Consider the following 19,683-nt stretch of genomic DNA (forward strand, 5'->3'; position numbering starts at 1 on the left):
TTCCGCATCGCCGCGGAGGCCTCCTTTTGCATTCGTCGTTACTAGGACAGGTCGTCTTCGTAGGGCATTAGATCCGCCAAGTAACCTTTCTCCTTGAGTATCGCCTCGATCTCGTCGAGGGTCTGCTCGTCCTCCGCCGCAATGCGATGGAAGTGATAGCCGCTCGTCACCGTTAGCAGCGGAAAGCTCTTGCCGCTCTCGATATCGCGCAGATAGCGCTCGACATCGCGGCGGTTGCGGATGTCCAGGTCGGCCGTAATCTTACCGTACACGCGATGATTGACGATCACGTTGAGCACGGCGCCGCCGGCGTCGACGATACTCGTGAGCTCATCGCCTGCCTGCTCCACGCTGTGGCGAACCTTGACCAAGCGCGTAGGCACGGCGGGGCTGCTGGGGGCCTCCTGCAGCACGTATCCGCGGTTGGTCGCCACGATATCGTGCCCATCGGCGCGCAGCAGGGCGATGTCCTGCACCACGACCTGGCGGCTCACACCCACCTCGTGGGCAAGCGCGCTGCCCGATACGGGTCCCTTGGCTCCCTCGAGCACGGCCATGATGGCACGGCGACGCTCGCGGGCGTTCATTATTTACCGTCCAGCAGACGCAGGTGCTTAAGCGAGAGGTCGAGGATCGGCGCGGAGTGCGTCAGGGCGCCCGAGCTAATGAAGTCAACGCCCAGGTCGGCCAGGGCGCGAATGTTGTTGGCGTCCACGTTGCCCGAGCACTCGGTCTTGGCGCGACCGGCGATAAGCTCGATAGCGGCGGCCATGTCGTCATGGGTCATGTTGTCGAACATGATGATGTCGGCGCCGGCCTCCACGGCCTCGCGCACCATGTCCAGGTTCTCGCACTCAACCTCGACCGTCGTGGTAAACGATGCATGGGCGCGCGCCATCTCGATCGCACGCGTCACGCCACCGGCAGCATCGATGTGGTTGTCCTTGAGCATGACGGCCGTCGACAGGTTGTAACGGTGGTTGCTGCCGCCGCCGACCTCGACCGCCGCCTTTTCAAACACGCGCATGCCCGGCGTGGTCTTGCGCGTGTCGACGAGCACGGTCTTGGTTCCCTCGAGCGCCGCAGCCATGCTGTGCGTGTAGGTAGCGATGCCGCTCATGCGCTGCAGGTAGTTGAGTGCCACGCGCTCGCCCGAAAGCAGCACGCGCGCATCGCCGCGCACCTGGCCCACGTGATCGCCGGCGTGTACCTCGTCACCATCGGCAACATCAAACAGCACCGAACTCTGCGAATCCAGCAGCTCAAAGGTGCGGGCGAATACGTCCAGGCCGGCGATGATGCCGTCGGCCTTGGCGATAAGCTCCACCGTGGCGGGACGCGCCGTGGGGCACACGCTCGCCGTGCTCACGTCCTCAAACGTGATGTCCTCGCGCAGGGCCTGCAGAATCAGATCATCGACGACGAGCTTCATGGTAATGGGATTCATGGTCTACTCCTCCACGGCCTGCGTGCCGGCGGCACGGGCCAAATCATCGATTGCCAGGGTGTCGGCGCCCAGGGCGCGATGACGGCCATCGAGCGCGGGATCGCCTGCCTGCTCCACGGCCAGTGACTCGCCGGTACGCATATACCACGCGGCGCGACGACCCCAGACCAAAGCCTCGAGCAGGCTGTTTGATGCAAGGCGGTTCTTGCCGTGAACGCCGTTGCAGGCCGTCTCGCCCGCGGCGTAGAGCTCGGGCATCGAGGTACGGCCGTCCTTGTCGACCCACACGCCGCCCATAAAGTAGTGCTGCGTGGGCGTAACGGGAATGGGCTCGTCCAAGATGTCGCGGCCGTCCTCCAGACAGCGCGCGCGGATATTGGCAAAGTGCCCAGTCACCACGTCGCGCTCGACGGGGGCAAAGCTCAGCCACTCGTGCTCGGTACCGTCCTGCTTCATCTGCTCGCGAATGGCGGCGGCGACAACGTCGCGCGGCTGCAACTCGTCGGTAAAACGCTCGCCGGCGGCGTTGAGCAAAATCGCGCCCTCGCCGCGGCAGCTCTCGCTGATCAGGAACGTGCGACCCGGCTGCGGCGAGAACAGACCCGTGGGATGGATCTGCACGTAGTCCAGGTGCTCCATCTTAATGCCATGCTCCTGAGCGATGTAGCAGGCGTCGCCCGTGAGCTGCGGGTAGTTGGTCGAGTGGTCGTACACGCCGCCAATGCCACCCGTCGCCCACAGCGTGTGGCGGGCATGGATCTTAAACGGCTTACCGGCATGCACGCCCTCAGCGGCATTTGCCAGCTCGTCGGCGGGGCGAACCGAGTTGTCCTCGTCCACGGCTACGGCGACGACGCCGGTGCACACCGTGGCGCCATCGCGCTCGGCGGTCAGGATGTCGGTCATGGCAACGTGTTCGAGAATCTGCACGTTGTCCAGCTTGCGAACGGCCTGGAGCAGCTTGGTCGTGATCTCCTTGCCCGTAATGTCGGCATGGAAGGCAATGCGCGGACGGCTGTGCGCGCCCTCGCGGGTAAAGTCGAGGCTGCCGTCGGCCTTGCGCTCAAAATCCACGCCCATCGCTAGCAGGTCGTTGATGACCGAGCGGCTCGAGCGGATCATGATGTCGACGCTCTCGCGGCGGTTCTCGTAATGGCCGGCGTGCATGGTGTCCTCAAAGAAGGCATCGTAGTCCGAGCCTTCGGGCAGCACGCAGATGCCGCCCTGCGCGAGCATCGAATCGCACTCGTCGACAGCGCCCTTGGAGAGCATGATCACGCGCGTGCTCGTCGGCAGGTTGAGAGCTGCGTACAGGCCCGCCACGCCGCAGCCGGCAATAACGACGTCGCACTCCATGTCGGGGTATTGTTTGGTTTTCACAGGAATCCTCTCCCTTGTAATGTGGCATAAGGGACTGCCCCTCATGTCACATCGTTCTAACGCGCCGCGTACTCGAGCATGCGGTCGAGCGTGAGTTTGGCCTGGTCGGCAGCCTCGTCCGACACGCCGATCTGCACCTCGCCCTCGCCCGTCTCCAGGCAGCGCACGAGCTTTTCGAGCGTGATGAGATCCATGTTGACGCAGGTGGGCTGCACCGCGGGGAAGTAGAACTTCTTGCCGGTGCCCTGGCAGCGGCGCTCGAGCTCGTAGAGCACGCCGCGGACCGTCACGATAATGAACTCGCTCGCGTCGGACTCCTCGGCATACTTGATGATGCCGGCGGTGGAGCCGATGTAGTCGGCCTCGGCAAGGACGTCGGCCTTGCACTCGGGGTGCGCCAGTACGAGCGCGTCGGGGTGGGTCTCCGTCGCGTCGACGATCTGCTCGACGGTGATGATGTGATGGCGCGGGCAGTAGCCGTTGTTGAGGATGACGTGCTTTTGCGGCACCTGCTCGGCTACGAAGCGGCCCAGGTTTTGGTCGGGAATGAACAGGATATGCTGCTGCGGCAGCTCGGACACGATCTTAACGGCGTTGGAGCTGGTGACGCACACGTCGCTCCAGCTCTTGATCTCGACCGTGGAGTTGACGTAGCAGACCACGGCAAGGTCGTCACCGTACTCGGCGCGGGCGGCGTCGACCGTCCCGCGCTTGACCATGTGAGCCATGGGGCAGTCCGCGCCCGGCTCGGGCAGCAGCACGGTCTTGGTGGGGTTGAGCAGCTTGGCGCTCTCGCCCATAAACTCCACGCCGCACAGTACGATGGTCTGCTGCGGCAGGCTCTTGGCAAGCTTAGCCAGGTAGAAGCTGTCGCCGACGTAATCGGCAACGGCTTGGACCTCGGGCGCCACGTAATAGTGCGCCAGGATCACCGCGTCACGTTGGGTTTTTAGTTGCTGAATGGCCTCGACGAGCTCTGCGGGCACCAATGCCGCGCGCTCCGTTGCCGTCGTTGCCGATGCCAGGCCGGCCGCAATGTCGCGTGCAAGCTCCGATGCATCCATGTTCGCGCTCTGTGCCATCAAGGCCCCTCTCTTTTGGCGAATCTTGGGGCTTTAGTATGACACCTAGGTTTACAGCTGACAAGACAGCTGTAAACCTAGGTGTAAAGTTGAAATAAAGATTCAATCATGTGGCAGGTCCATATTCGAACTGGCAAGCTGAGGATAGCTGAGCTCTCGATGGCGCAGGAGGCATCTTTCGCCACCGCAATACCGCTTGGCGTGAGTTGCACGCCGTGGGGCGCAAACGGTCTGCACCCCCACAAGCGGTCCGCACCCAATGTGGCAAAATCGAACTACTAAGGGGGCTCAGAATGCTCAAGATTATTGCCTGCGACGACGACGTCGCTTTTCTAGATAGACTGCACCGGATGATCGACCGTTGGTCGAGCGAGACGGGCACGTCGGTCGATGTTGCGCTCGTCACGCGCGGCGAGGACCTGCTGGCCCGCCATGCCGCATCGCGCGCCGACATCATCTTGCTCGACATGATCATGCCGCTTGTCAACGGCATGGACACCGCGCGCGAATTGCGCCAGGCCGATACCGCCGTGCGCCTGGTGTTCCTCACCTCGTCGCCCGAGTTCGCACTGGAGTCCTACGAGGTCCGCGCCTTCGACTATCTGCTCAAGCCCGTGACTTACGAACGCCTGGCGCAGTTACTCGACGAGCTTTCGAGCATGCGCCCGGCGGCAACCGACGAGCTCGTGATCAAAACGTCCTTTGGCTACCACGCCCTGCGCCTGTCCGACATCGAATATGCCGAGGCGCGCAACAAGCACGTGGTCTTCCACCTGCGCGACGGACGCGATATCGAGGCACTCGAGTCGTTCCGCAGCGTCGAGGACCGTTTGGCGCAAAATGCCACCTTCTTTAAATGCCACCGTAGCTACCAGGTCAACTTGCGCAACATCGACCACTTCGATCGCACGGACATCGTCATGCGCTCGGGCGCGTGCATCCCGCTTTCGCGCAGCTGCAAGCAGGGATTCCAAGACGCCTACTTTGCGGCGCGCTTTGAGGGTGGGAGACACTGATGGTCTCCTCGGTCGAAATGGTCCTTTGGGCAATCCACCACGCCACGACGCTGCTCTTTGGCGTCTTTGCCTCGGCGGCGCTGTGCGGTGTCGAAATCAATCGACGCCATGCACTCGAGTTGGTGGGGGTCGGAGCCGCAACCGGCGCTGCCTTTTCGATCGCCAATGTCGTTGGCGGAGAGCTTTTTGCCCGTCAGGTCTATCCGCTCGTCGTGCACCTGCCGCTTACCGTCTACCTATGCGCGCGCTACCACTTGAGCCCGCTGCTCGCGGCGTTGGGCGTCACCAGCGCCTATCTGAGCTGCCAGTTTAGCAATTGGATGGGCATCGCCGCATTTGCCGCAACCGATTCTCAGATCGCGTACTATCTGGCGCGCATCGCGACCACACTCGCCGTCTTTGCCGTCCTGTTGCATTGGGCCGGCGACATCGGTCCGCGCTTGGCGATTAAAAGCACCACCGAGCTGAGCATCCTTTTAATCCTGCCGCTCGTCTATTACGTCTTTGACTATGCCACCAACGTCTACACCACGCTGTTCCACTCGGGCTCGGTGGTAACGGTTGAGTTTTTGGCATTTGCGCTCTGTGCCTTCTATCTTATGTTTCTTGCCGTTTACCTGCGCGAATACGAAGAAAAGGAAACCGCTGAGCGAGAGCGCTGGATGCTCGAAACCCGCGACAGCGCCGCCATCAAAGAGCTCGAGGCTTGGCGTCAATCTGGGCGCGAGCTGTCGATTCTTCGCCACGATATGCGCCACTTCCTACGCGGCCTGGCCGCTTTAATTGAGGAGGGCCACACCGACGAGGCGCTCAAACGCATCGATGAACTCTGCGAAGCCGGCGATCGCACCGCCGTACGCCGCTTCTGCGCCAACGAGACCGTAAACATCGCGCTTTCGTCATTTAACTCGGATATCAATAGAAACGGCATTACCGCCAACCTGCGCGCCGCCGTACCCGAAACCATCCACGTAGGTGACGCCGACCTGTTTAGCGTGCTCTCAAATGCCTTGGAAAACGCTATCACCGCCGCAAGCGCCGCACCCCAAGGAAAGCGATTCGTCGACTTTGACCTGCGATTAGAGGACGGCCAGCTGCTGCTGTTAGTTTCCAACACGTTTGGCCGCGCGCCGCGCATGGTCGACGGCATGCCCGTAGCCGGGCACACCGGACACGGCTTTGGAACCAAGAGCATTAAGCTTGCCGTCGAACGCATGAACGGCAACTGCCAGTTCCGCATCAACGGCGACCGGTTTGAGCTTCGCGCCGTGATGTAGGGGCGCGATAAGCCGGCGCCGCGCTCGACCCGTCAGGGCCGCCTTACCGGCGCCAGTCCGCTACAGCGGAGCGGCCGCCGGGGTCAGCTGCTTGATGTATGCCCACATGCGCTGCTTGGCGGCTTTGTCAGTGAGCGACGCCTCAAAACCGTCGAGCGCGAGCACGCGGCGGCCCTGCACATGAGCGACCAGGCCGGGCTTGAGCATGGCGGTGTCGAAGTCATCGATCGCCACGAGCATATCGGCGTAGGTCTCGCGCATGGCGTCAGCCGCGTTGTTGTCGAGCAGTAGCACCGCCTCGGGGTCCAAGGCCTCAAGCGCCTCGCGGAACAGCTCGCACGGCAGAGTCTCGCCCACCGCGACCGCTCCGTCACCCACGCCGGCGACGCTTGCCAGCACGCAAAAATCCTCGGGCGCGTAGCCGATGGCCCCAAGCGCCTTGCGCAACGCCGCGCCATCCGGGCCGGCGGCAAGCTCGCCACCCGAACGCTCGGCCTCGTCCAAATCGCCTTTGACCAGCACGATCGGCGAGCACGCGTTGCCCGCGATACGCACGCCACGGCCCGCGAGCGATGCGAGCTCCTGCTCGGTCGCCTGGGCGATGGCTTCTTTTTTCTGGCTTTGTGACGTGGGCATGCGCTCTCCAATCGTTTGCGTGCCCACCATTATATAAAAGAGCCGCCCGCGAGTGGTTGCTTTGCGGGCGGCTGGGTATAAGCACGGTCGTACTGAGTTTTACGCGGCCGAGCCGCGTCGCATTATGGAGGTCACCATGGCTGACATTAATCAGATTACCCCCGAGAACTTCGATTCCATCGTTAACGACAGCCTGCCCGTGCTGGTCGATTTTTGGGCACCGTGGTGCGGGCCCTGTCGATCCCTCTCGCCCATCGTTGACGAGGTTGCCGATGAGCTGGCGGGCAAGCTTGCCGTTGCCAAATGCAACGTCGACGACAACCAGGATCTGGCCATGAAGTGTGGCGTCATGAGCATCCCCACGCTGATTGTGTTTAAGAACGGCGAGGAGATTGACCGCTCGGTTGGCGCTCTGCCCAAGGCGAGGCTGCAGGCGCTGCTGGAAAAGCATCTGTAATACGCTTGTTACTTACCCGCCGTCTATGAGCGCTTTTGCACCGCTCGCCGGACTTCTGGATGCACCGAGTGCAACCACGGATAGTATGGTAGTCACAAACAGCCCCCAGTGAACGGGTGCGGGTCGCACAGACTCGTACCCGTTTTCTTATGCAGCTGCGCGCAGAGCGGGCGTAGTAAAATCTGAACCACTGAACTGCCCCATACAAAAGGAGATTTCCCATGCATGATGTTGGAATGAACATGAGCCAGCTTGCCATGAGCGTCAAGCAGGTCGACGACACCATCGAGCTCGTTCACGAGTGGAGCCATCAGTTGCTGCATGCGACCGAGAATTTTGACATGGAGCGCATCGGCACCAAGCTCGAGGCCGCCATGGCGGCGCTCCACGAGGCGCACGACGCACTCGAGGGCTACGAAGAGGCCATCGAGGCCGACCACAACTCCGTCGGCTCCGTGAAGCTGGTGTAAAGTGGCCGAACACGAGCACGGCTGCGGGTACGAGCACGAGCATCCGCACGGGGCGGACGGTGATGCGGGCTGCCACTGTAGTGGCTCCGGCTCCGAGCTGGTCCGCTTTTCGGTTACCGCACCGGACGACCTGCTGCGCCGTTTTGACGAACAGATCGCGCGCCGCGGCGACGTGGCCAACCGCTCCGAGGCCGTGCGCGACCTGATTCGCGCCTCGATCGCCAAAGAGCAGATGCGCACGCCCGACGAGCACGTTATCGGGTCGCTCACCATGATCTACGACCATCACACCGGCGATCTGACGCGCCGTCTGGACGAGGTGCAGCACGACTACACCGACGAGATCGTATCGACGATGCACGTGCATCTGGATCACCACAACTGCTTGGAGATTCTGGCGCTCAAGGGTCGCGGCGAGCGCGTCTACGAACTAGCCGACCGTCTACTGGGCCTGCGCGGCGTTAAGCACGGCGAGCTCACCTGCGCCGCCACCAAGCAGAGCCTGGGGCTGTAGCGGGGTTTCCCGCAGCGCACCTGCCAAAAAGGGACAGGTTTGTTTTGGCAGGTTTAGAAGTTTTACCTACCAAAATAAACCTGTCCCTTTTTGGTCGGTTTTGATGAGGGGTGTCGCATGCGGCATGTGCATATTCATGTGACGGGCATTGTGCAGGGCGTTGGCATGCGACCGTTTGTGTATCGCGAGGCCATGGCGCATGGCATTTGCGGATGGGTGCTCAATGCGGGCGACGGTGTGCATATCGAGGCGCACGCTCCGGTCGATGCGCTCGATGCTTTTGTTGCCGCGCTTTCTGAGCATGCGCCTGCGGCAGCCCGCGTAGAGCATGTCGAGGTTGTGGACTTGGCAGCCAACGGTTGGGATACCGCCAACGAACAGGGCTTTCGCATCGTAGCATCGCAGGACCAGACCGCGCACACGACGCTCGTCTCACCTGATATCGCCACCTGCAACGATTGCTTGCGCGAATTGTTCGATCCCGCCGACCGACGCTATCACTACCCCTTTATCAACTGCACTAACTGCGGGCCACGCTTTACCATCATCCGATTGTTGCCTTATGACCGAGCGGCCACGTCGATGGATTGTTTTCCCATGTGTCCCAGGTGTGCAGCGGAGTATGCCGACCCACTCGACCGGCGTTTTCACGCGCAACCCGATGCCTGCTTTGATTGCGGGCCGCATATTACGTGGCGCGAGGCTGTAAACGGCGATGCGTGCGGGAATTCGTCCGCGACACCGGCCGTCGGCACCACACGCGAGGCCAGCGACGCTATCATCGAGCGCTGCGTTGAGCTGCTGGCCAGCGGTGGCATCGTCGCCATCAAGGGCCTGGGCGGATTCCATCTAGCCTGTGACGCTGCCAACGAGCAGGCGGTGGCCGAGCTGCGCCGTCGCAAACGCCGCAGCAACAAACCGCTTGCCGTTATGGTGCGCGACCTTGCCGACGTTGAGCGCCTGTGCCATGTCAACGACGTTGAGCGCGGCTTGCTGTCCGGCAGCATTCGCCCCATTGTGCTGCTGCGCCGACATGCTGTTTGCGAGAGCGGCGGCTCCCCCGACGCCCTCGCGCTCGCGCCGTCCGTCGCGCACGACCTTCCCGAGCTCGGCGCCATGCTCCCCTACACCCCGCTTCAGCATCTTCTGCTTGCAGCTGCCGCGTCGCACGGTATGCACGCGCTCGTCATGACCAGCGGAAACCTGAGCGAAGAACCCATCGAGACCGATGACGATCTTGCTTGGGAACACCTCGTTGCCGCCGACGTCGCCGACGCGTTGCTCGGTAACGACCGTGCGATCCTCTCGCGCTACGACGACTCTGTAGTGCGCGTGGTCGACGGCGCCGTTATGCCCGTTCGCCGTGCTCGCGGATATGCACCCCAACCGCTGCCGCTGCCGGCGCTCGACGGCGCTCCGTCCTGCGTGCTCGCCTGCGGGCCACAACAAAAGGCCACGATTGCGCTCACGCGTGAAGGGACGAACGGCGAGGCAACCTGTTTTGTGTCGCAGCATGTCGGCGATGTTGAAAACGGCGGGACCTTCGATGCCTGGAACGCCGCGCGCACGCGCTTGGAAGATCTCTTTGACTTGGCGCCCGCCGCCTTGGCCTGCGATGTACACCCCAGCTATCTATCGGGCCAGTGGGCGCGCGAGCAGGCGCGAAAATGCAATCTGCCGCTCGTCGAGGTGCAGCACCATCATGCGCATATCGCGAGCGTAATGGCCGAGGCCATCGCCGCGGGCCAGCTTACAACCGACGCGCGTGTCCTTGGCATCGCCTTTGACGGCACCGGCGCCGGCACCGACGGGACCATTTGGGGCGGCGAGTTTCTTGTTGCCAGCCTTGGCGGCTTTGAGCGCGCCGCGCATTTGCGCACCTGGGCGCTCCCCGGCGGGGCGGCCTCCGTGCGCGACGCCCGCCGCAACGCCTTTGCCCTGCTCAGTGAGCTCGGCCTGCTCGAGCACCCAGGTGCCGCGCGGCTTTTGGACAGCCTCGACGAGCAAACGCGCAGCGTGACAACCACCATGATCGAGCGCGGCATCAACAGCCCGCGTACCAGCAGCATGGGGCGTCTCTTTGATGCCGCGGCGGCAATTCTGGGCATCTGCGACAAGGCAACCTACGAGGGCGAACCCGCCATCGAGCTTGAGGCTGCCGCCTGGCGCGCGCTCGACAACGAAATCGCCCATTTTCCCGACGACAACGCTGGCTATTTCGCATCTGGCCCATCGTGGCTGGACGGCCCCTATGTTCTGGACCAGAAAGCACTCTTTGAGGCACTTTTGGGAGGAATTGAAGCCGGAGCGCCCGCTAACAGGCTCGCACTCGACTTCCATGTCGCCGTCGCGCGCTCCTCGGCGCGCATCGCCAGCGATATCTGCGTGCACGAGGGCATCGACACCGTCGCGCTCTCGGGCGGCGTGTTCATGAACCGACTTCTGCTTCAGCTCCTCGCCCGCGAGCTCAAAAGCGCAGGCCTTACTGTCCTTGTCCCCCACACCGTACCCGTCAATGACGGCTGCATCGCCTACGGTCAGGCGGCGGTCGCAAGCGCTCGTCTTGCGCAGGTCGCACCGCAATAGGCTGTTCGGCCAGCCCGCAAGCCGCCGTCTCACAGGTGTAGCGCGTTTGCCCGCAGCGCCCGCGAGCGCTACCATCAACTGATGGATTATTGAGCGCCCGTCCAGCGCAAAGCGTATAAAAGGGGAACAATATGTGCCTTGCCGTTCCCGGTAAAGTAGTCAGACGCGACGACGACCTCAAGGCCACCGTCGACATGATGGGCATCGAGCGCCCCGTGTCGCTGCGACTCGTGCCGACGGCGCAGGTTGGCGACTATATTCTCGTACACGCCGGCTTTGGCATCCAGATCGTCGACGAGCAGGAAGCGCAAGAAACGCTCGAGCTCGTTAATGCCATGACCGAACTGGCCGAAGAAGACCAACTGGCCAGCAACCCGGCTGAGGCATACTAGTGGCGGCCGGACAGCCGGCGCGCTCCGGTATCGACTTTTCGGCATTTCGCGATTCCAAGCTGGCTCGCGAGCTCATCGAGCGCATTCATGAGCTTGTCGGCGACCGCGCCATCAACCTTATGGAAGTCTGCGGCACGCATACCGTGAGCATCGGGCGCTATGGCTTTCGCTCCATTATGCCGGCCGGGCTCAAGCTGCTGAGCGGCCCGGGCTGCCCCGTCTGCGTCACCGCCAACCGCGACATCGACCACGCAATCGCGCTCGCCAACATAGACGGCGCCATCATCACCACCTTTGGCGACATGATGCGCGTGCCCGGATCATCCACCTCGCTCGCTGCGCAAAAGGCGGCGGGGCGTGACATTCGCATCGTCTACTCCCCACTCGACGCGCTCGACATTGCCGAGCAAAACCCCGATCGCCCGGTCATTTTTATGGGCGTGGGCTTTGAGACCACAACGCCCACCATCGCCGCCGCCATCTTGGAGGCCGAGGCGCGCGGGCTTTTGAACTTCTCGGTCTATTGCGCCCACAAGACCACGCCGCCGGCGTTGCGCGCCATCGCCAACGATCCCGAGACCGCCATCGACGGCTTTATCCTGCCGGGCCACGTCGCCACCATCACGGGCTTGGCGCCCTTTAGCTTTTTGGTCGATGAGTTCGATACCCCGGGTGTGGTCACGGGATTTGAGCCGGTCGACATCTTGCAGGGTATCTGCATGCTGGTCCAGATGGTTGTTGAGGGGCAGCCCGCAATCGACAACGCCTACCGTCGTGGCGTCAATGCCGACGGCAATCCCGTGGCGCGCCAGCTGGTCGAGCAGGTATTTGAGCCGTGCGATACCACATGGCGTGGATTGGGGCTGATTGCCAACTCGGGCCTTTCCATCCGCCCCGAGTTCTCGCGCTTTGATGCCCACACTCGCTTTGACGTGCCCGTTGAGGCGACGGTCGAGCCGCGCGGGTGCCGCTGCGGCGACGTGCTGCGCGGGGCCATTACGCCGAGCGACTGCCCCCTGTTCGGCCACGCTTGTACGCCCGAACATCCCGTCGGCCCCTGCATGGTGAGCTCCGAGGGCAGCTGCGCAGCATATTTCCGCTACCAAGGCTAATAGGTTCCGCCGTTCTAACGAACGGCGGACAAGTCGACGCTGCTCCTCACCCATATAATTCCACCCACGATTGGAGTTTTCGATATGTCCCATAGCGTTACCGATAGCACCGTCCTGCTGGGTCACGGCTCCGGCGGCCAGATGATGAAACGCATCATCGATGAGGTCTTTTTAGATGCCTTTGGGTCGCCCGAGCTGCTCGAGGGCAACGACGCCGGCGTCGCTATGCTGCCCGCGAGCGGGCGCATCGCCATGTCGACCGACAGCTTTGTAGTCTCGCCGCAGTTCTTCCCCGGTGGCAACATCGGCCGCCTCGCTGTATGCGGAACCGTCAACGACGTCGCGACCTCGGGCGCCAACGTGCGCTACCTATCGTGCGGCTTTATCCTCGAAGAGGGCTATCCCATGGATAAGCTCCGCCAGATTGTGCAGACGATGGCCGAGACGGCGCGCGAGGCGGGCGTGTCCATAATCACGGGCGACACTAAGGTGGTCGAGCGCGGCGGGGCCGACGGCGTCTATATCAATACCGCCGGCGTGGGCGAGGTGCCTGCGGGCGTGGCGCTCAGCGGCGCAAACTGCCAGCCCGGCGATGTCATCCTGGTCTCGGGTACACTGGGCGACCACGGCATCGCTATCATGAGTCAACGCGAGGGCCTGGCGTTTTCGAGCACGATCGAAAGCGATGCCGCTCCGCTCAACCACCTGATTGCCGACGTTCTGGCCGCAGCGCCCGGCACGCGTTGCTTCCGCGACCCCACGCGCGGTGGCCTGGCCTCGACGCTCAATGAGTTTGCGCAGGCTAGCGGCGTTGCCATGGAGATCGACGAGGAAGCTGTGCCCGTGCGCCCCGACGTGCAGGCAGCCTGCGAGATGCTCGGCTACGATGTGCTGCAGGTGGCAAACGAGGGCAAGATGGTCGCCGTCGTGCCGGCCGAGCAGGCCGATGCCGCGCTGGCCGCCATGCGCGCCGCCCGCTACGGCGAGAATGCCGCCGTCATCGGTCGCGTGCTGCCGCTTGCCGAGGGCGCCCGTCCCGCCGTGCGCGTGCGCACCGGCTGGGGTTCGACCCGCATCCTCGACATGCTCGTGGGAGAGCAGCTGCCGAGGATTTGCTAACGACAAAGGCTCAGGGCTATTAAAGATATTCAGATTCCAAACATGCCCGGCACGCATGCCCAGTATCATGGGGTGCGTTTTGAAACCCAATGACGGGAGCTTTCATGGCAGCAGCTTTTTCCCATGCGATCTTTGACCTGGACGGCACCATCCTCAACACGCTCGAGGATCTGGCGGCCGCCGGCAACCATACCTGCGAGATGCACGGCTGGCCCACGTTTGCCGTAGACGAGTACCGCTACAAGGTGGGAAACGGCATGCTCAAGCTGGTTGAGCGCTTTATGCCTGCCGAGTATGCGGGCGACGGCCGTATGTTTGAGCAGACGCTTGCCGAGTTTAGGGCTTACTACGGCGAGCACAAGGAGGACCACACCGCCCCCTATGCCGGCACAATCGAGATGCTCGACCGCCTGCGTGCCGCGGGCGTGCAGCTTGCCGTGCTCACCAACAAGGACCACATCTCGGCGGCCCCGCTTATCGAGAAGTATTTTGGTTCCGAGCGCTTTGCGCTGGTACAGGGCCGCGTCGATGCGTTTCCTCCCAAGCCCGAGGCACCTGTTACGCTGCATGTGATGAAAGAGCTAGGCGCCGATCCGTCGACCACGCTCTATGTGGGCGATTCCAATGTCGATATCCTGACCGGCCACAACGCCGGCCTTAAGAGTGCGGGCGTCAGCTGGGGCTTCCGCGGCCGCGCAGAGCTGGAAGCCGCCGGCGCCGACTACGTGGTGGACACCCAGGCAGAGCTCGCGGCGCTGGTGCTGGGCGAGTAACGAGCGACACTGCTTAACGCAGCTGCGACAATTCTTCCGCGCGGAAAGCGCATCCCGTTTTGGAGCTCCGGAATGCGATGCGCTTTCCGTTTGAGGCGCATCAGGGAAACCGCATCCCGTTTCAGAGCAATATTCCGGGTCGCACTTTCCGCAACCCACCCCAGCCGGAAAATGCGACCCACTATTCGGCCAAAAACCGGGTCGCGGTTTCCCAAGCACTCGATGCAACGCTGGCACAAGGAATGTCCCCAACTGCCGGCAGAAAAGGAACGTCCCCAACTGCCGCCTGGTCATTTAAGAACGTCTCCAATGACTACAAGTACCGCACCATGGCAACGACGCAGGTAGAGGATGGACAGCGAGCGACGTCCAGGACGAACAAGTTGGCATGAAAAAGGCGAGGCATAGACCTTCTGGTCATGCCTCGCCTTTTGAATGACAAATTGTCGTCCTGGGCGGCGCGCAGCGTCAACTGGTTACGCGGTTCGTAGAACCGCGTAACTCCCCTAGCTCAGCATTGCATCCATCATCTCGGAGTTGACGGAGTCGTCGGCAGACCACTCACCGTCGTCGTTGCAGGTGTACTTGAAGATAACCGTGGTCTTCCTGGGCTCGGTGGCCTTGGTCACATCGACCATAACCTGACCGGCCATCTTGTACAGCTCGTCATCGGAAGGAGCCGTATCAAGCGCGGCGACCTTCTCCTGATACTGGGTGGAGAAGTCCTCGACGATCTTGTTCATAGACTTGCATGTGATAGAGACCTCGGCGGTCGCGACACCCTTGTCCTCGTCGACCGTCACGTCGCCGATCTTGTAGTCAAAGCCCTCGAGATAGGTCTTGGCATACTCCTTGGGATCGATACCCAGCTGCTCGAACTCGTCGCCCGAAGCCTCCTCCAGGCCAGAGAGGAAGTCGTCGCCACCGTTCTTGACCTCGTCAAACTGCGTCGTAAGATCCTCGGTGATGAGCTCCTCAACCGAAGGACCTCCACAGCCGGAAAGCACGACCACGCATGCAACCAAGACGGCCATGAGGGGCGCAAGCAGCAGCTTCTTTTTCATGTTGTTCCTCCCAATGAGCGGCACCACGCTTCCCGGACGCGGCACACGTTGTAATAAGTAAGCCCATACTATCCACTTATGAGCACCCTCGGCAACGCGAAGGCACGGTCGGTTCGTTTTAGCGTCCGAACGGTTTGCAAGCCCGCCCAACGTGCAATAAAACGCTTTCCCGCGGTGCAATAAAAAAGGTGGCCGGAAAACCCGACCACCCTTGCACATCCTTTGGATGCCGCAGTTTACTTGCGGACGACCTTAACGATGGCGTCACCGGCGGCGACAGCGGAGTCGGCCTCGACGGCGAGTTCGACATCGGCAAACTCGGCGGTGTTGGACACGGCCACGACGACGCAGTCCTTGTAACCGGCGGCGGCAATCTTGGCGCGGTCGATCTTGAGGATGGGCTGGCCGGCCTTCACGACGTCGTCGGCCTTGACGAAACCCTTGAAGCCGTCACCGTTCATGTTGACGGTATCGACGCCAACGTGCACCAGAACCTCGATGCCGCTATCGGACTGCAGACCCACGGCGTGACCCATGGTGACGGTCACCTTACCGTCGCAGGGGGCGTAGACCAGATCGTCCTCGGGCCACACGGCACAGCCCTTGCCCAGAACCTCGCCACCAAAGACGGGATCGGGCACGTCGGCCATCTTGATGACCTTGCCCTTGACGGGCGAGCACAGCACGTCGGCGCCAGCAGAAGCAGAGATGGAGGCCGGAGCAGCGGCAGCCGCGGGCTCAGCCTTCTTCTTGAACATGTCAAACAGACCCATACGTTTTCTCCTCTTGATTAAGCGCAACGTTGTGCGCATGCCTACAGTAATTATAGTGCCAAATGGTTCAAATGCTAAGGTGGGGACTCGAATCGCGAGCCCTTCCCGGTAGTGCTCGTGGGACGAGCACCTCCTTTGCATCGCGGGTCGATAAGCCGAGTATCGCCTGCGCACGGGACGGGCAGAAGCGGGCGCACCAAACCCGGCACTTCTTTTCGCTCTCGAGTCCTGTCGCCGCCTTGTCCCTAACACTTCCTGACACCGACCGAAGCGTGCCAAAATAAACCTGTCCCTTTTTGGTAGGTTTGGCGAGTGTGGATTTTTGGACGCTTAACTAGCGAACGTGGATAATCTCCCACTTTGAGGCCGTCACCAAGCCAAAAACGGGAGATTATCCGCTCTCATTTTGGATAACCCCCCCCCCCGTACCAAGCCGAGCTCCATGGTCAAGTAATAACGACTTCTCATCATTAGATTGTTTATATCAATTCTAATAACTATTTAACCCTTAAACTCGTTATTAGAATTGATATGATTAGCCTAATAACGAGTTTCCGGCACTAAAGATATGGAGGGCACGATGCAAATCGAGGAGAACGGCCAGGGAACGCTCCGCAATAATCTATCGGGGAAATTGGCTTACTATTCGTTTTTTCCAACGCCCTTGCAATCATTGAGGCAGCTAAACCTCACCGAGGAAACCTATCGCACGCTTTCCGCATGCTCACGAAAGCTTGGAGAGCTTGAAGGCATGCTCTACTTTGTTCCTAACGCCGACATGTATCTGACAATGTACGTGCGCAAAGAAGCACTCCTTTCTTCGCAAATTGAGGGAACCCAGTGCACGTTTGACGACCTACTTAGTCCATCGCAAACACAACTCCATCATAAAGATGTCGCAGACGTCGTGAATTACGTCCGTGCTGTCGACCGCGGCGTAGAACTGCTCAAAAAGATGCCCTTGTGCACGAGACTTCTTAGGCAAGTTCATGCGGTCCTGCTGGACGGAGTGCGCGGAACGGAGAAGAATCCAGACGAGCTGCGCTCCTCACAAAACTGGATTGGCCCCTCAGGCTGCACCATTGCAACCGCATCGTTTGTCCCTCCAAACATTGAAGATTTGAGTAACACGCTCCAGGACCTCGAACGCTTTATCAATGAGCCTCAAGTCGAAATGGATCCGATTGTGCGGGCGGCGCTCGTCCATTACCAATTTGAAACTGCCCATCCATTCCTAGACGGAAACGGTCGCCTGGGCAGGCTTCTCATTACACTTATGCTCATCAATGATGGCGTTCTTCATTCTTGCTTGTTCTATCCATCGTTCCAGTTCAAGAAAAATCGAAGCGAGTACTACCGGCAACTCACATCCGTAAGGGAGAGAGGCACTTACGAGGAATGGATAGAGTTTTTCTGCAACAGTCTTCTCGAAAGTGCGAAGGACTCGGTAGAGTCTTTAAAAAACCTTGTTGACCTCCATAACCGTTCCACAGCAACCATTACCGAAAATCTCGGAAGGACTGCTGCAAACGGGCAAAGGCTGTTGGGCATTCTTGAAGAGCACCCCATCGTCGACACCGCATTCATCGCTGCCCAACTCGATATCGGCAGGAGTACCGCGAGCTCGCTCGTCAAATCATTTGAAGAATTGGGTATCCTCCGTCCGCTCGACGAGTCAAGACAGAGATACCGGCAGTACGGGTATGAAGAGTATCTTTCGATTCTCAGGGAAGACGCCGAGCCGATTAGATAGGCATCGCAACCCAGGCAAATTAAAGCGAGCGTGGATAATCTCCCACTTCGAGGCCGTCACCGAGCCAAAAACGGGAGATTATCCGCTCTCATTTTGGACTAGTCATTGGGGACGTTCTTAAACGACTAGTCAAACAAGAACGTCCCCAATGACTACATCGACAACCAAAGAAATGCCGATGTTTTGGCAACGCCAGCGAGCGGGTCGCATTTGAGACAAGGTGACGTGAAACGAAAGGGCGCTGACCTTCTGGTCGCGCCCTTGAAGTTGAACGTCAGATTGTCCAAATGCGGCCCGCGCAGCGTCGAGCCGTTACGCGGGTTGGTAAACCCGCGTAACTAACTACTCCCGAGCTCCGTACTGCTCGTAATAGGCGTCGATGGCGGCCTTGAGCTCGTCATCGATGACGACCTTGCCGTCGATCTCGTGGTTGTAGAGGGTCTCGACGACCTCGGCCATGGAGACGATGCTCGCGACGGGGAAACCGTACTTGGCCTCGATCTCCTTCTGCGCGGTGGTCACGCCACCCTTGCCGACCTCCATGCGGTTGAGGGACACGATCAGGCCCTTAATCTCGACATCGGCAGCAGCCTTGACCTTGGGGTAGGTTTCGTCGATGGACTTGCCGCTGGTGGTGACGTCCTCGACCATGACCACGCGGTCGCCGTCCTTGGGCTCATAACCCAGCAGGTTGCCCTTATCGGCACCGTGGTCCTTGGCCTCCTTGCGGTCACAGCAGTACTTGACCTCCTTGCCGTACAGCTCGTGGTAGGCAATGGCGGTCACGACGGCCAGCGGAATACCCTTGTAGGCCGGCCCAAACAGCACATCAAAGTCATCGCCAAAGTTATCGTGGATGGCCTGGGCGTAATACTCGCCCAGCTTCTTGAGCTGATAGCCCGTCACGTAAGCGCCGGCGTTCATAAAGAACGGGGACTGGCGGCCGCTCTTGAGCGTAAAGCTGCCGAACTTAAGAACGTCGGACTCAACCATAAACTTGATGAACTCTTGCTTGTAAGCCTCCATGCGGGCTCCTCTCGTAATTGCGTACATGCTCTTCAGTTTAGCGCAGGCGAGGCGTCGATGTGGGCGTGCTTTGAGGCCACATCCCCCCGTTAGAGTAAGGGACTGGGCGGCGGCTCATACGCTAGTCCTTGGGTGTCCAGGACCAGAAGAAGTTGATAAGGGCCACACGCGAGGCGGTACCGGCCTTTTTGTTGATCGAGGAAATGTGGCGGTAGAGCGTGGAGCGCGAAAGAAAGAGCGTCGTGGCGATGTCCTGAACGCTCTGGTCCGAAACGACCAAGACCTCAAGAATATCGCGCTCGCGCTCTGTAAGCCCAAAGGTGGCGACGAAAGCATCGAGGCGTTCATCGGACGTGAGCTCCGCTGCCTCCACGGGCTCGGGGTCGAAGCATGTGGGTGCAAGATCCCCACCAAGATCGTCGGTGGCAAGCGGCAGGCCATCCTGCATCACGGCATCATCGGCTCGTTGCCCCAACTGCCCCAGCAGCGTAATCGCAATGCCCACAAACATCACGAGCGCCGCACCGACCGCAGCCAGCACGTTTTGACTCGAGATGATCGCCACCGCCGGCGCCGTCACGAGCATCGAGCACACGTTGTTGACGACGCGACCCATGCACGGCCAAAAATATGACCAGCGCGCATAGAGCGAGACGGCGGCATATTTTGTGGTAAAGAAGGGACCTCGGACAAAATCTCGGACCCAATCTGGGTCCAGGAGGGAGTCCGATGTATACGAAAGAGGAGCGCGAGGGGATTCTCTGGGAGTTCCACCGGAGCGGCCTGTCCGCCCCCGCCGCCTGCAG

Annotated in this window: 20 protein-coding genes; 11 read left to right on the plus strand and 9 right to left on the minus strand. The window is 61.0% G+C overall.

The window, feature by feature from the left end:
* Nucleotides 1–41 precede the first annotated feature (41 nt).
* Genes AAAX34_RS01945 through nadA form a run of 4 tightly spaced genes read right to left on the minus strand, consistent with a single transcriptional unit; the run spans nucleotide 42 to nucleotide 3,909 of the window.
* Nucleotides 42–587: a transcription repressor NadR gene (locus tag AAAX34_RS01945; protein ID WP_349109802.1), complete on the minus strand. Its 546-nt coding sequence runs from the start codon at nucleotides 585–587 to the stop codon at nucleotides 42–44.
* Nucleotides 587–1,447, minus strand: coding sequence for a carboxylating nicotinate-nucleotide diphosphorylase (gene nadC, locus AAAX34_RS01950; RefSeq protein ID WP_349109803.1), 861 nt, complete (start codon nucleotides 1,445–1,447; stop codon nucleotides 587–589). Before nadC ends, AAAX34_RS01945 begins: the two co-directional genes overlap by 1 nt.
* A 3-nt stretch (nucleotides 1,448–1,450) precedes the next feature.
* Nucleotides 1,451–2,827, minus strand: a complete 1,377-nt coding sequence (locus AAAX34_RS01955; protein ID WP_349109804.1) for an FAD-binding protein — start codon at nucleotides 2,825–2,827, stop codon at nucleotides 1,451–1,453.
* A 56-nt stretch (nucleotides 2,828–2,883) separates the two neighbouring features.
* Complete coding sequence (nadA, locus tag AAAX34_RS01960) at nucleotides 2,884–3,909, minus strand: quinolinate synthase NadA (RefSeq protein WP_349109805.1); 1,026 nt, start codon at nucleotides 3,907–3,909, stop codon at nucleotides 2,884–2,886.
* A gap of 293 nt (nucleotides 3,910–4,202) precedes the next feature.
* Here nadA and AAAX34_RS01965 point away from each other — a divergent pair, with 293 nt between their 5' ends.
* A complete protein-coding gene (locus AAAX34_RS01965; RefSeq protein ID WP_349109806.1) occupies nucleotides 4,203–4,925 on the plus strand; it encodes a LytTR family DNA-binding domain-containing protein in 723 nt (240 codons plus the stop codon).
* Nucleotides 4,925–6,202: a GHKL domain-containing protein gene (locus AAAX34_RS01970; protein ID WP_349109807.1), complete on the plus strand. Its 1,278-nt coding sequence runs from the start codon at nucleotides 4,925–4,927 to the stop codon at nucleotides 6,200–6,202. The genes AAAX34_RS01965 and AAAX34_RS01970 overlap by 1 nt, the downstream gene beginning before the upstream one ends.
* A gap of 60 nt (nucleotides 6,203–6,262) precedes the next feature.
* On the opposite strand, the gene AAAX34_RS01975 is transcribed toward AAAX34_RS01970, so the two are convergent.
* Nucleotides 6,263–6,838 (minus strand): hypothetical protein, encoded by a 576-nt coding sequence (locus AAAX34_RS01975; protein WP_349109808.1) that lies wholly within the window; start codon nucleotides 6,836–6,838, stop codon nucleotides 6,263–6,265.
* Between the two features lie 136 nt (nucleotides 6,839–6,974).
* On the opposite strand from AAAX34_RS01975, the gene trxA reads away from it, so the two are divergent.
* The 8 genes from trxA to AAAX34_RS02015 all read left to right on the plus strand — a co-directional run bounded on the left by trxA (nucleotide 6,975) and on the right by AAAX34_RS02015 (nucleotide 14,261).
* Nucleotides 6,975–7,295 (plus strand): thioredoxin, encoded by a 321-nt coding sequence (gene trxA / locus AAAX34_RS01980; RefSeq protein WP_349109809.1) that lies wholly within the window; start codon nucleotides 6,975–6,977, stop codon nucleotides 7,293–7,295.
* Nucleotides 7,296–7,516: 221 nt separating this feature from the next.
* Nucleotides 7,517–7,765, plus strand: coding sequence for a hypothetical protein (locus AAAX34_RS01985; protein ID WP_349109810.1), 249 nt, complete (start codon nucleotides 7,517–7,519; stop codon nucleotides 7,763–7,765).
* Nucleotide 7,766: 1 nt separating this feature from the next.
* Complete coding sequence (gene nikR / locus AAAX34_RS01990) at nucleotides 7,767–8,279, plus strand: nickel-responsive transcriptional regulator NikR (RefSeq protein ID WP_118205863.1); 513 nt, start codon at nucleotides 7,767–7,769, stop codon at nucleotides 8,277–8,279.
* Between the two features lie 117 nt (nucleotides 8,280–8,396).
* A complete protein-coding gene (gene hypF / locus AAAX34_RS01995; protein ID WP_349109811.1) occupies nucleotides 8,397–10,865 on the plus strand; it encodes a carbamoyltransferase HypF in 2,469 nt (822 codons plus the stop codon).
* Between the two features lie 131 nt (nucleotides 10,866–10,996).
* Nucleotides 10,997–11,257: a HypC/HybG/HupF family hydrogenase formation chaperone gene (locus AAAX34_RS02000; RefSeq protein ID WP_349109812.1), complete on the plus strand. Its 261-nt coding sequence runs from the start codon at nucleotides 10,997–10,999 to the stop codon at nucleotides 11,255–11,257.
* Nucleotides 11,257–12,369, plus strand: coding sequence for a hydrogenase formation protein HypD (gene hypD / locus AAAX34_RS02005; protein ID WP_349109813.1), 1,113 nt, complete (start codon nucleotides 11,257–11,259; stop codon nucleotides 12,367–12,369). The genes AAAX34_RS02000 and hypD overlap by 1 nt, the downstream gene beginning before the upstream one ends.
* Nucleotides 12,370–12,453: 84 nt before the next feature.
* Complete coding sequence (gene hypE / locus AAAX34_RS02010; RefSeq protein WP_349109814.1) at nucleotides 12,454–13,488, plus strand: hydrogenase expression/formation protein HypE; 1,035 nt, start codon at nucleotides 12,454–12,456, stop codon at nucleotides 13,486–13,488.
* A gap of 104 nt (nucleotides 13,489–13,592) precedes the next feature.
* Nucleotides 13,593–14,261, plus strand: coding sequence for an HAD-IA family hydrolase (locus AAAX34_RS02015; protein WP_349109815.1), 669 nt, complete (start codon nucleotides 13,593–13,595; stop codon nucleotides 14,259–14,261).
* Between the two features lie 506 nt (nucleotides 14,262–14,767).
* Here the strand turns inward: AAAX34_RS02015 and AAAX34_RS02020 are convergent.
* Together AAAX34_RS02020 and AAAX34_RS02025 are read right to left on the minus strand one after the other, a co-directional pair.
* Entirely contained in the window at nucleotides 14,768–15,325 is a 558-nt protein-coding gene (locus AAAX34_RS02020) for a hypothetical protein (protein ID WP_349109816.1), read from the minus strand.
* 236 nt (nucleotides 15,326–15,561) lie between these two features.
* Complete coding sequence (locus AAAX34_RS02025; protein ID WP_349109817.1) at nucleotides 15,562–16,098, minus strand: PTS glucose transporter subunit IIA; 537 nt, start codon at nucleotides 16,096–16,098, stop codon at nucleotides 15,562–15,564.
* Between the two features lie 580 nt (nucleotides 16,099–16,678).
* Here AAAX34_RS02025 and AAAX34_RS02030 point away from each other — a divergent pair.
* A complete protein-coding gene (locus tag AAAX34_RS02030; protein WP_349109818.1) occupies nucleotides 16,679–17,851 on the plus strand; it encodes a Fic family protein in 1,173 nt (390 codons plus the stop codon).
* Between the two features lie 342 nt (nucleotides 17,852–18,193).
* On the opposite strand, the gene pyrE is transcribed toward AAAX34_RS02030, so the two are convergent.
* Both pyrE and AAAX34_RS02040 read right to left on the minus strand, forming a co-directional pair.
* Complete coding sequence (gene pyrE / locus AAAX34_RS02035) at nucleotides 18,194–18,877, minus strand: orotate phosphoribosyltransferase (protein ID WP_215674339.1); 684 nt, start codon at nucleotides 18,875–18,877, stop codon at nucleotides 18,194–18,196.
* 121 nt (nucleotides 18,878–18,998) lie between these two features.
* Nucleotides 18,999–19,493 (minus strand): helix-turn-helix domain-containing protein, encoded by a 495-nt coding sequence (locus tag AAAX34_RS02040; RefSeq protein WP_349109819.1) that lies wholly within the window; start codon nucleotides 19,491–19,493, stop codon nucleotides 18,999–19,001.
* Between the last annotated feature and the right edge of the window lie 190 nt (nucleotides 19,494–19,683).

Source organism: Collinsella sp. CLA-ER-H4 (assembly GCF_040092395.1).
In the GTDB taxonomy this organism is placed as follows: domain Bacteria; phylum Actinomycetota; class Coriobacteriia; order Coriobacteriales; family Coriobacteriaceae; genus Collinsella.

Excerpts from the sequence above, each read along its gene's own strand:
- trxA (WP_349109809.1), top strand. The coding sequence starts at position 6,975 with ATGGCTGACATTAATCAGATTACCCCCGAGAACTTCGATTCCATCGTT.
- hypF (WP_349109811.1), top strand. The coding sequence starts at position 8,397 with ATGCGGCATGTGCATATTCATGTGACGGGCATTGTGCAGGGCGTTGGC.
- hypE (WP_349109814.1), top strand. The coding sequence starts at position 12,454 with ATGTCCCATAGCGTTACCGATAGCACCGTCCTGCTGGGTCACGGCTCC.
- AAAX34_RS02025 (WP_349109817.1), bottom strand. The coding sequence starts at position 16,098 with ATGGGTCTGTTTGACATGTTCAAGAAGAAGGCTGAGCCCGCGGCTGCC.
- AAAX34_RS01985 (WP_349109810.1), top strand. The coding sequence starts at position 7,517 with ATGCATGATGTTGGAATGAACATGAGCCAGCTTGCCATGAGCGTCAAG.
- AAAX34_RS02015 (WP_349109815.1), top strand. The coding sequence starts at position 13,593 with ATGGCAGCAGCTTTTTCCCATGCGATCTTTGACCTGGACGGCACCATC.
- AAAX34_RS02020 (WP_349109816.1), bottom strand. The coding sequence starts at position 15,325 with ATGAAAAAGAAGCTGCTGCTTGCGCCCCTCATGGCCGTCTTGGTTGCA.
- AAAX34_RS01965 (WP_349109806.1), top strand. The coding sequence starts at position 4,203 with ATGCTCAAGATTATTGCCTGCGACGACGACGTCGCTTTTCTAGATAGA.
- AAAX34_RS01970 (WP_349109807.1), top strand. The coding sequence starts at position 4,925 with ATGGTCTCCTCGGTCGAAATGGTCCTTTGGGCAATCCACCACGCCACG.
- AAAX34_RS01945 (WP_349109802.1), bottom strand. The coding sequence starts at position 587 with ATGAACGCCCGCGAGCGTCGCCGTGCCATCATGGCCGTGCTCGAGGGA.
- pyrE (WP_215674339.1), bottom strand. The coding sequence starts at position 18,877 with ATGGAGGCTTACAAGCAAGAGTTCATCAAGTTTATGGTTGAGTCCGAC.
- AAAX34_RS02000 (WP_349109812.1), top strand. The coding sequence starts at position 10,997 with ATGTGCCTTGCCGTTCCCGGTAAAGTAGTCAGACGCGACGACGACCTC.
- AAAX34_RS01975 (WP_349109808.1), bottom strand. The coding sequence starts at position 6,838 with ATGCCCACGTCACAAAGCCAGAAAAAAGAAGCCATCGCCCAGGCGACC.
- nadA (WP_349109805.1), bottom strand. The coding sequence starts at position 3,909 with ATGGCACAGAGCGCGAACATGGATGCATCGGAGCTTGCACGCGACATT.
- nadC (WP_349109803.1), bottom strand. The coding sequence starts at position 1,447 with ATGAATCCCATTACCATGAAGCTCGTCGTCGATGATCTGATTCTGCAG.
- AAAX34_RS02040 (WP_349109819.1), bottom strand. The coding sequence starts at position 19,493 with ATGGGTCGCGTCGTCAACAACGTGTGCTCGATGCTCGTGACGGCGCCG.
- AAAX34_RS02030 (WP_349109818.1), top strand. The coding sequence starts at position 16,679 with ATGCAAATCGAGGAGAACGGCCAGGGAACGCTCCGCAATAATCTATCG.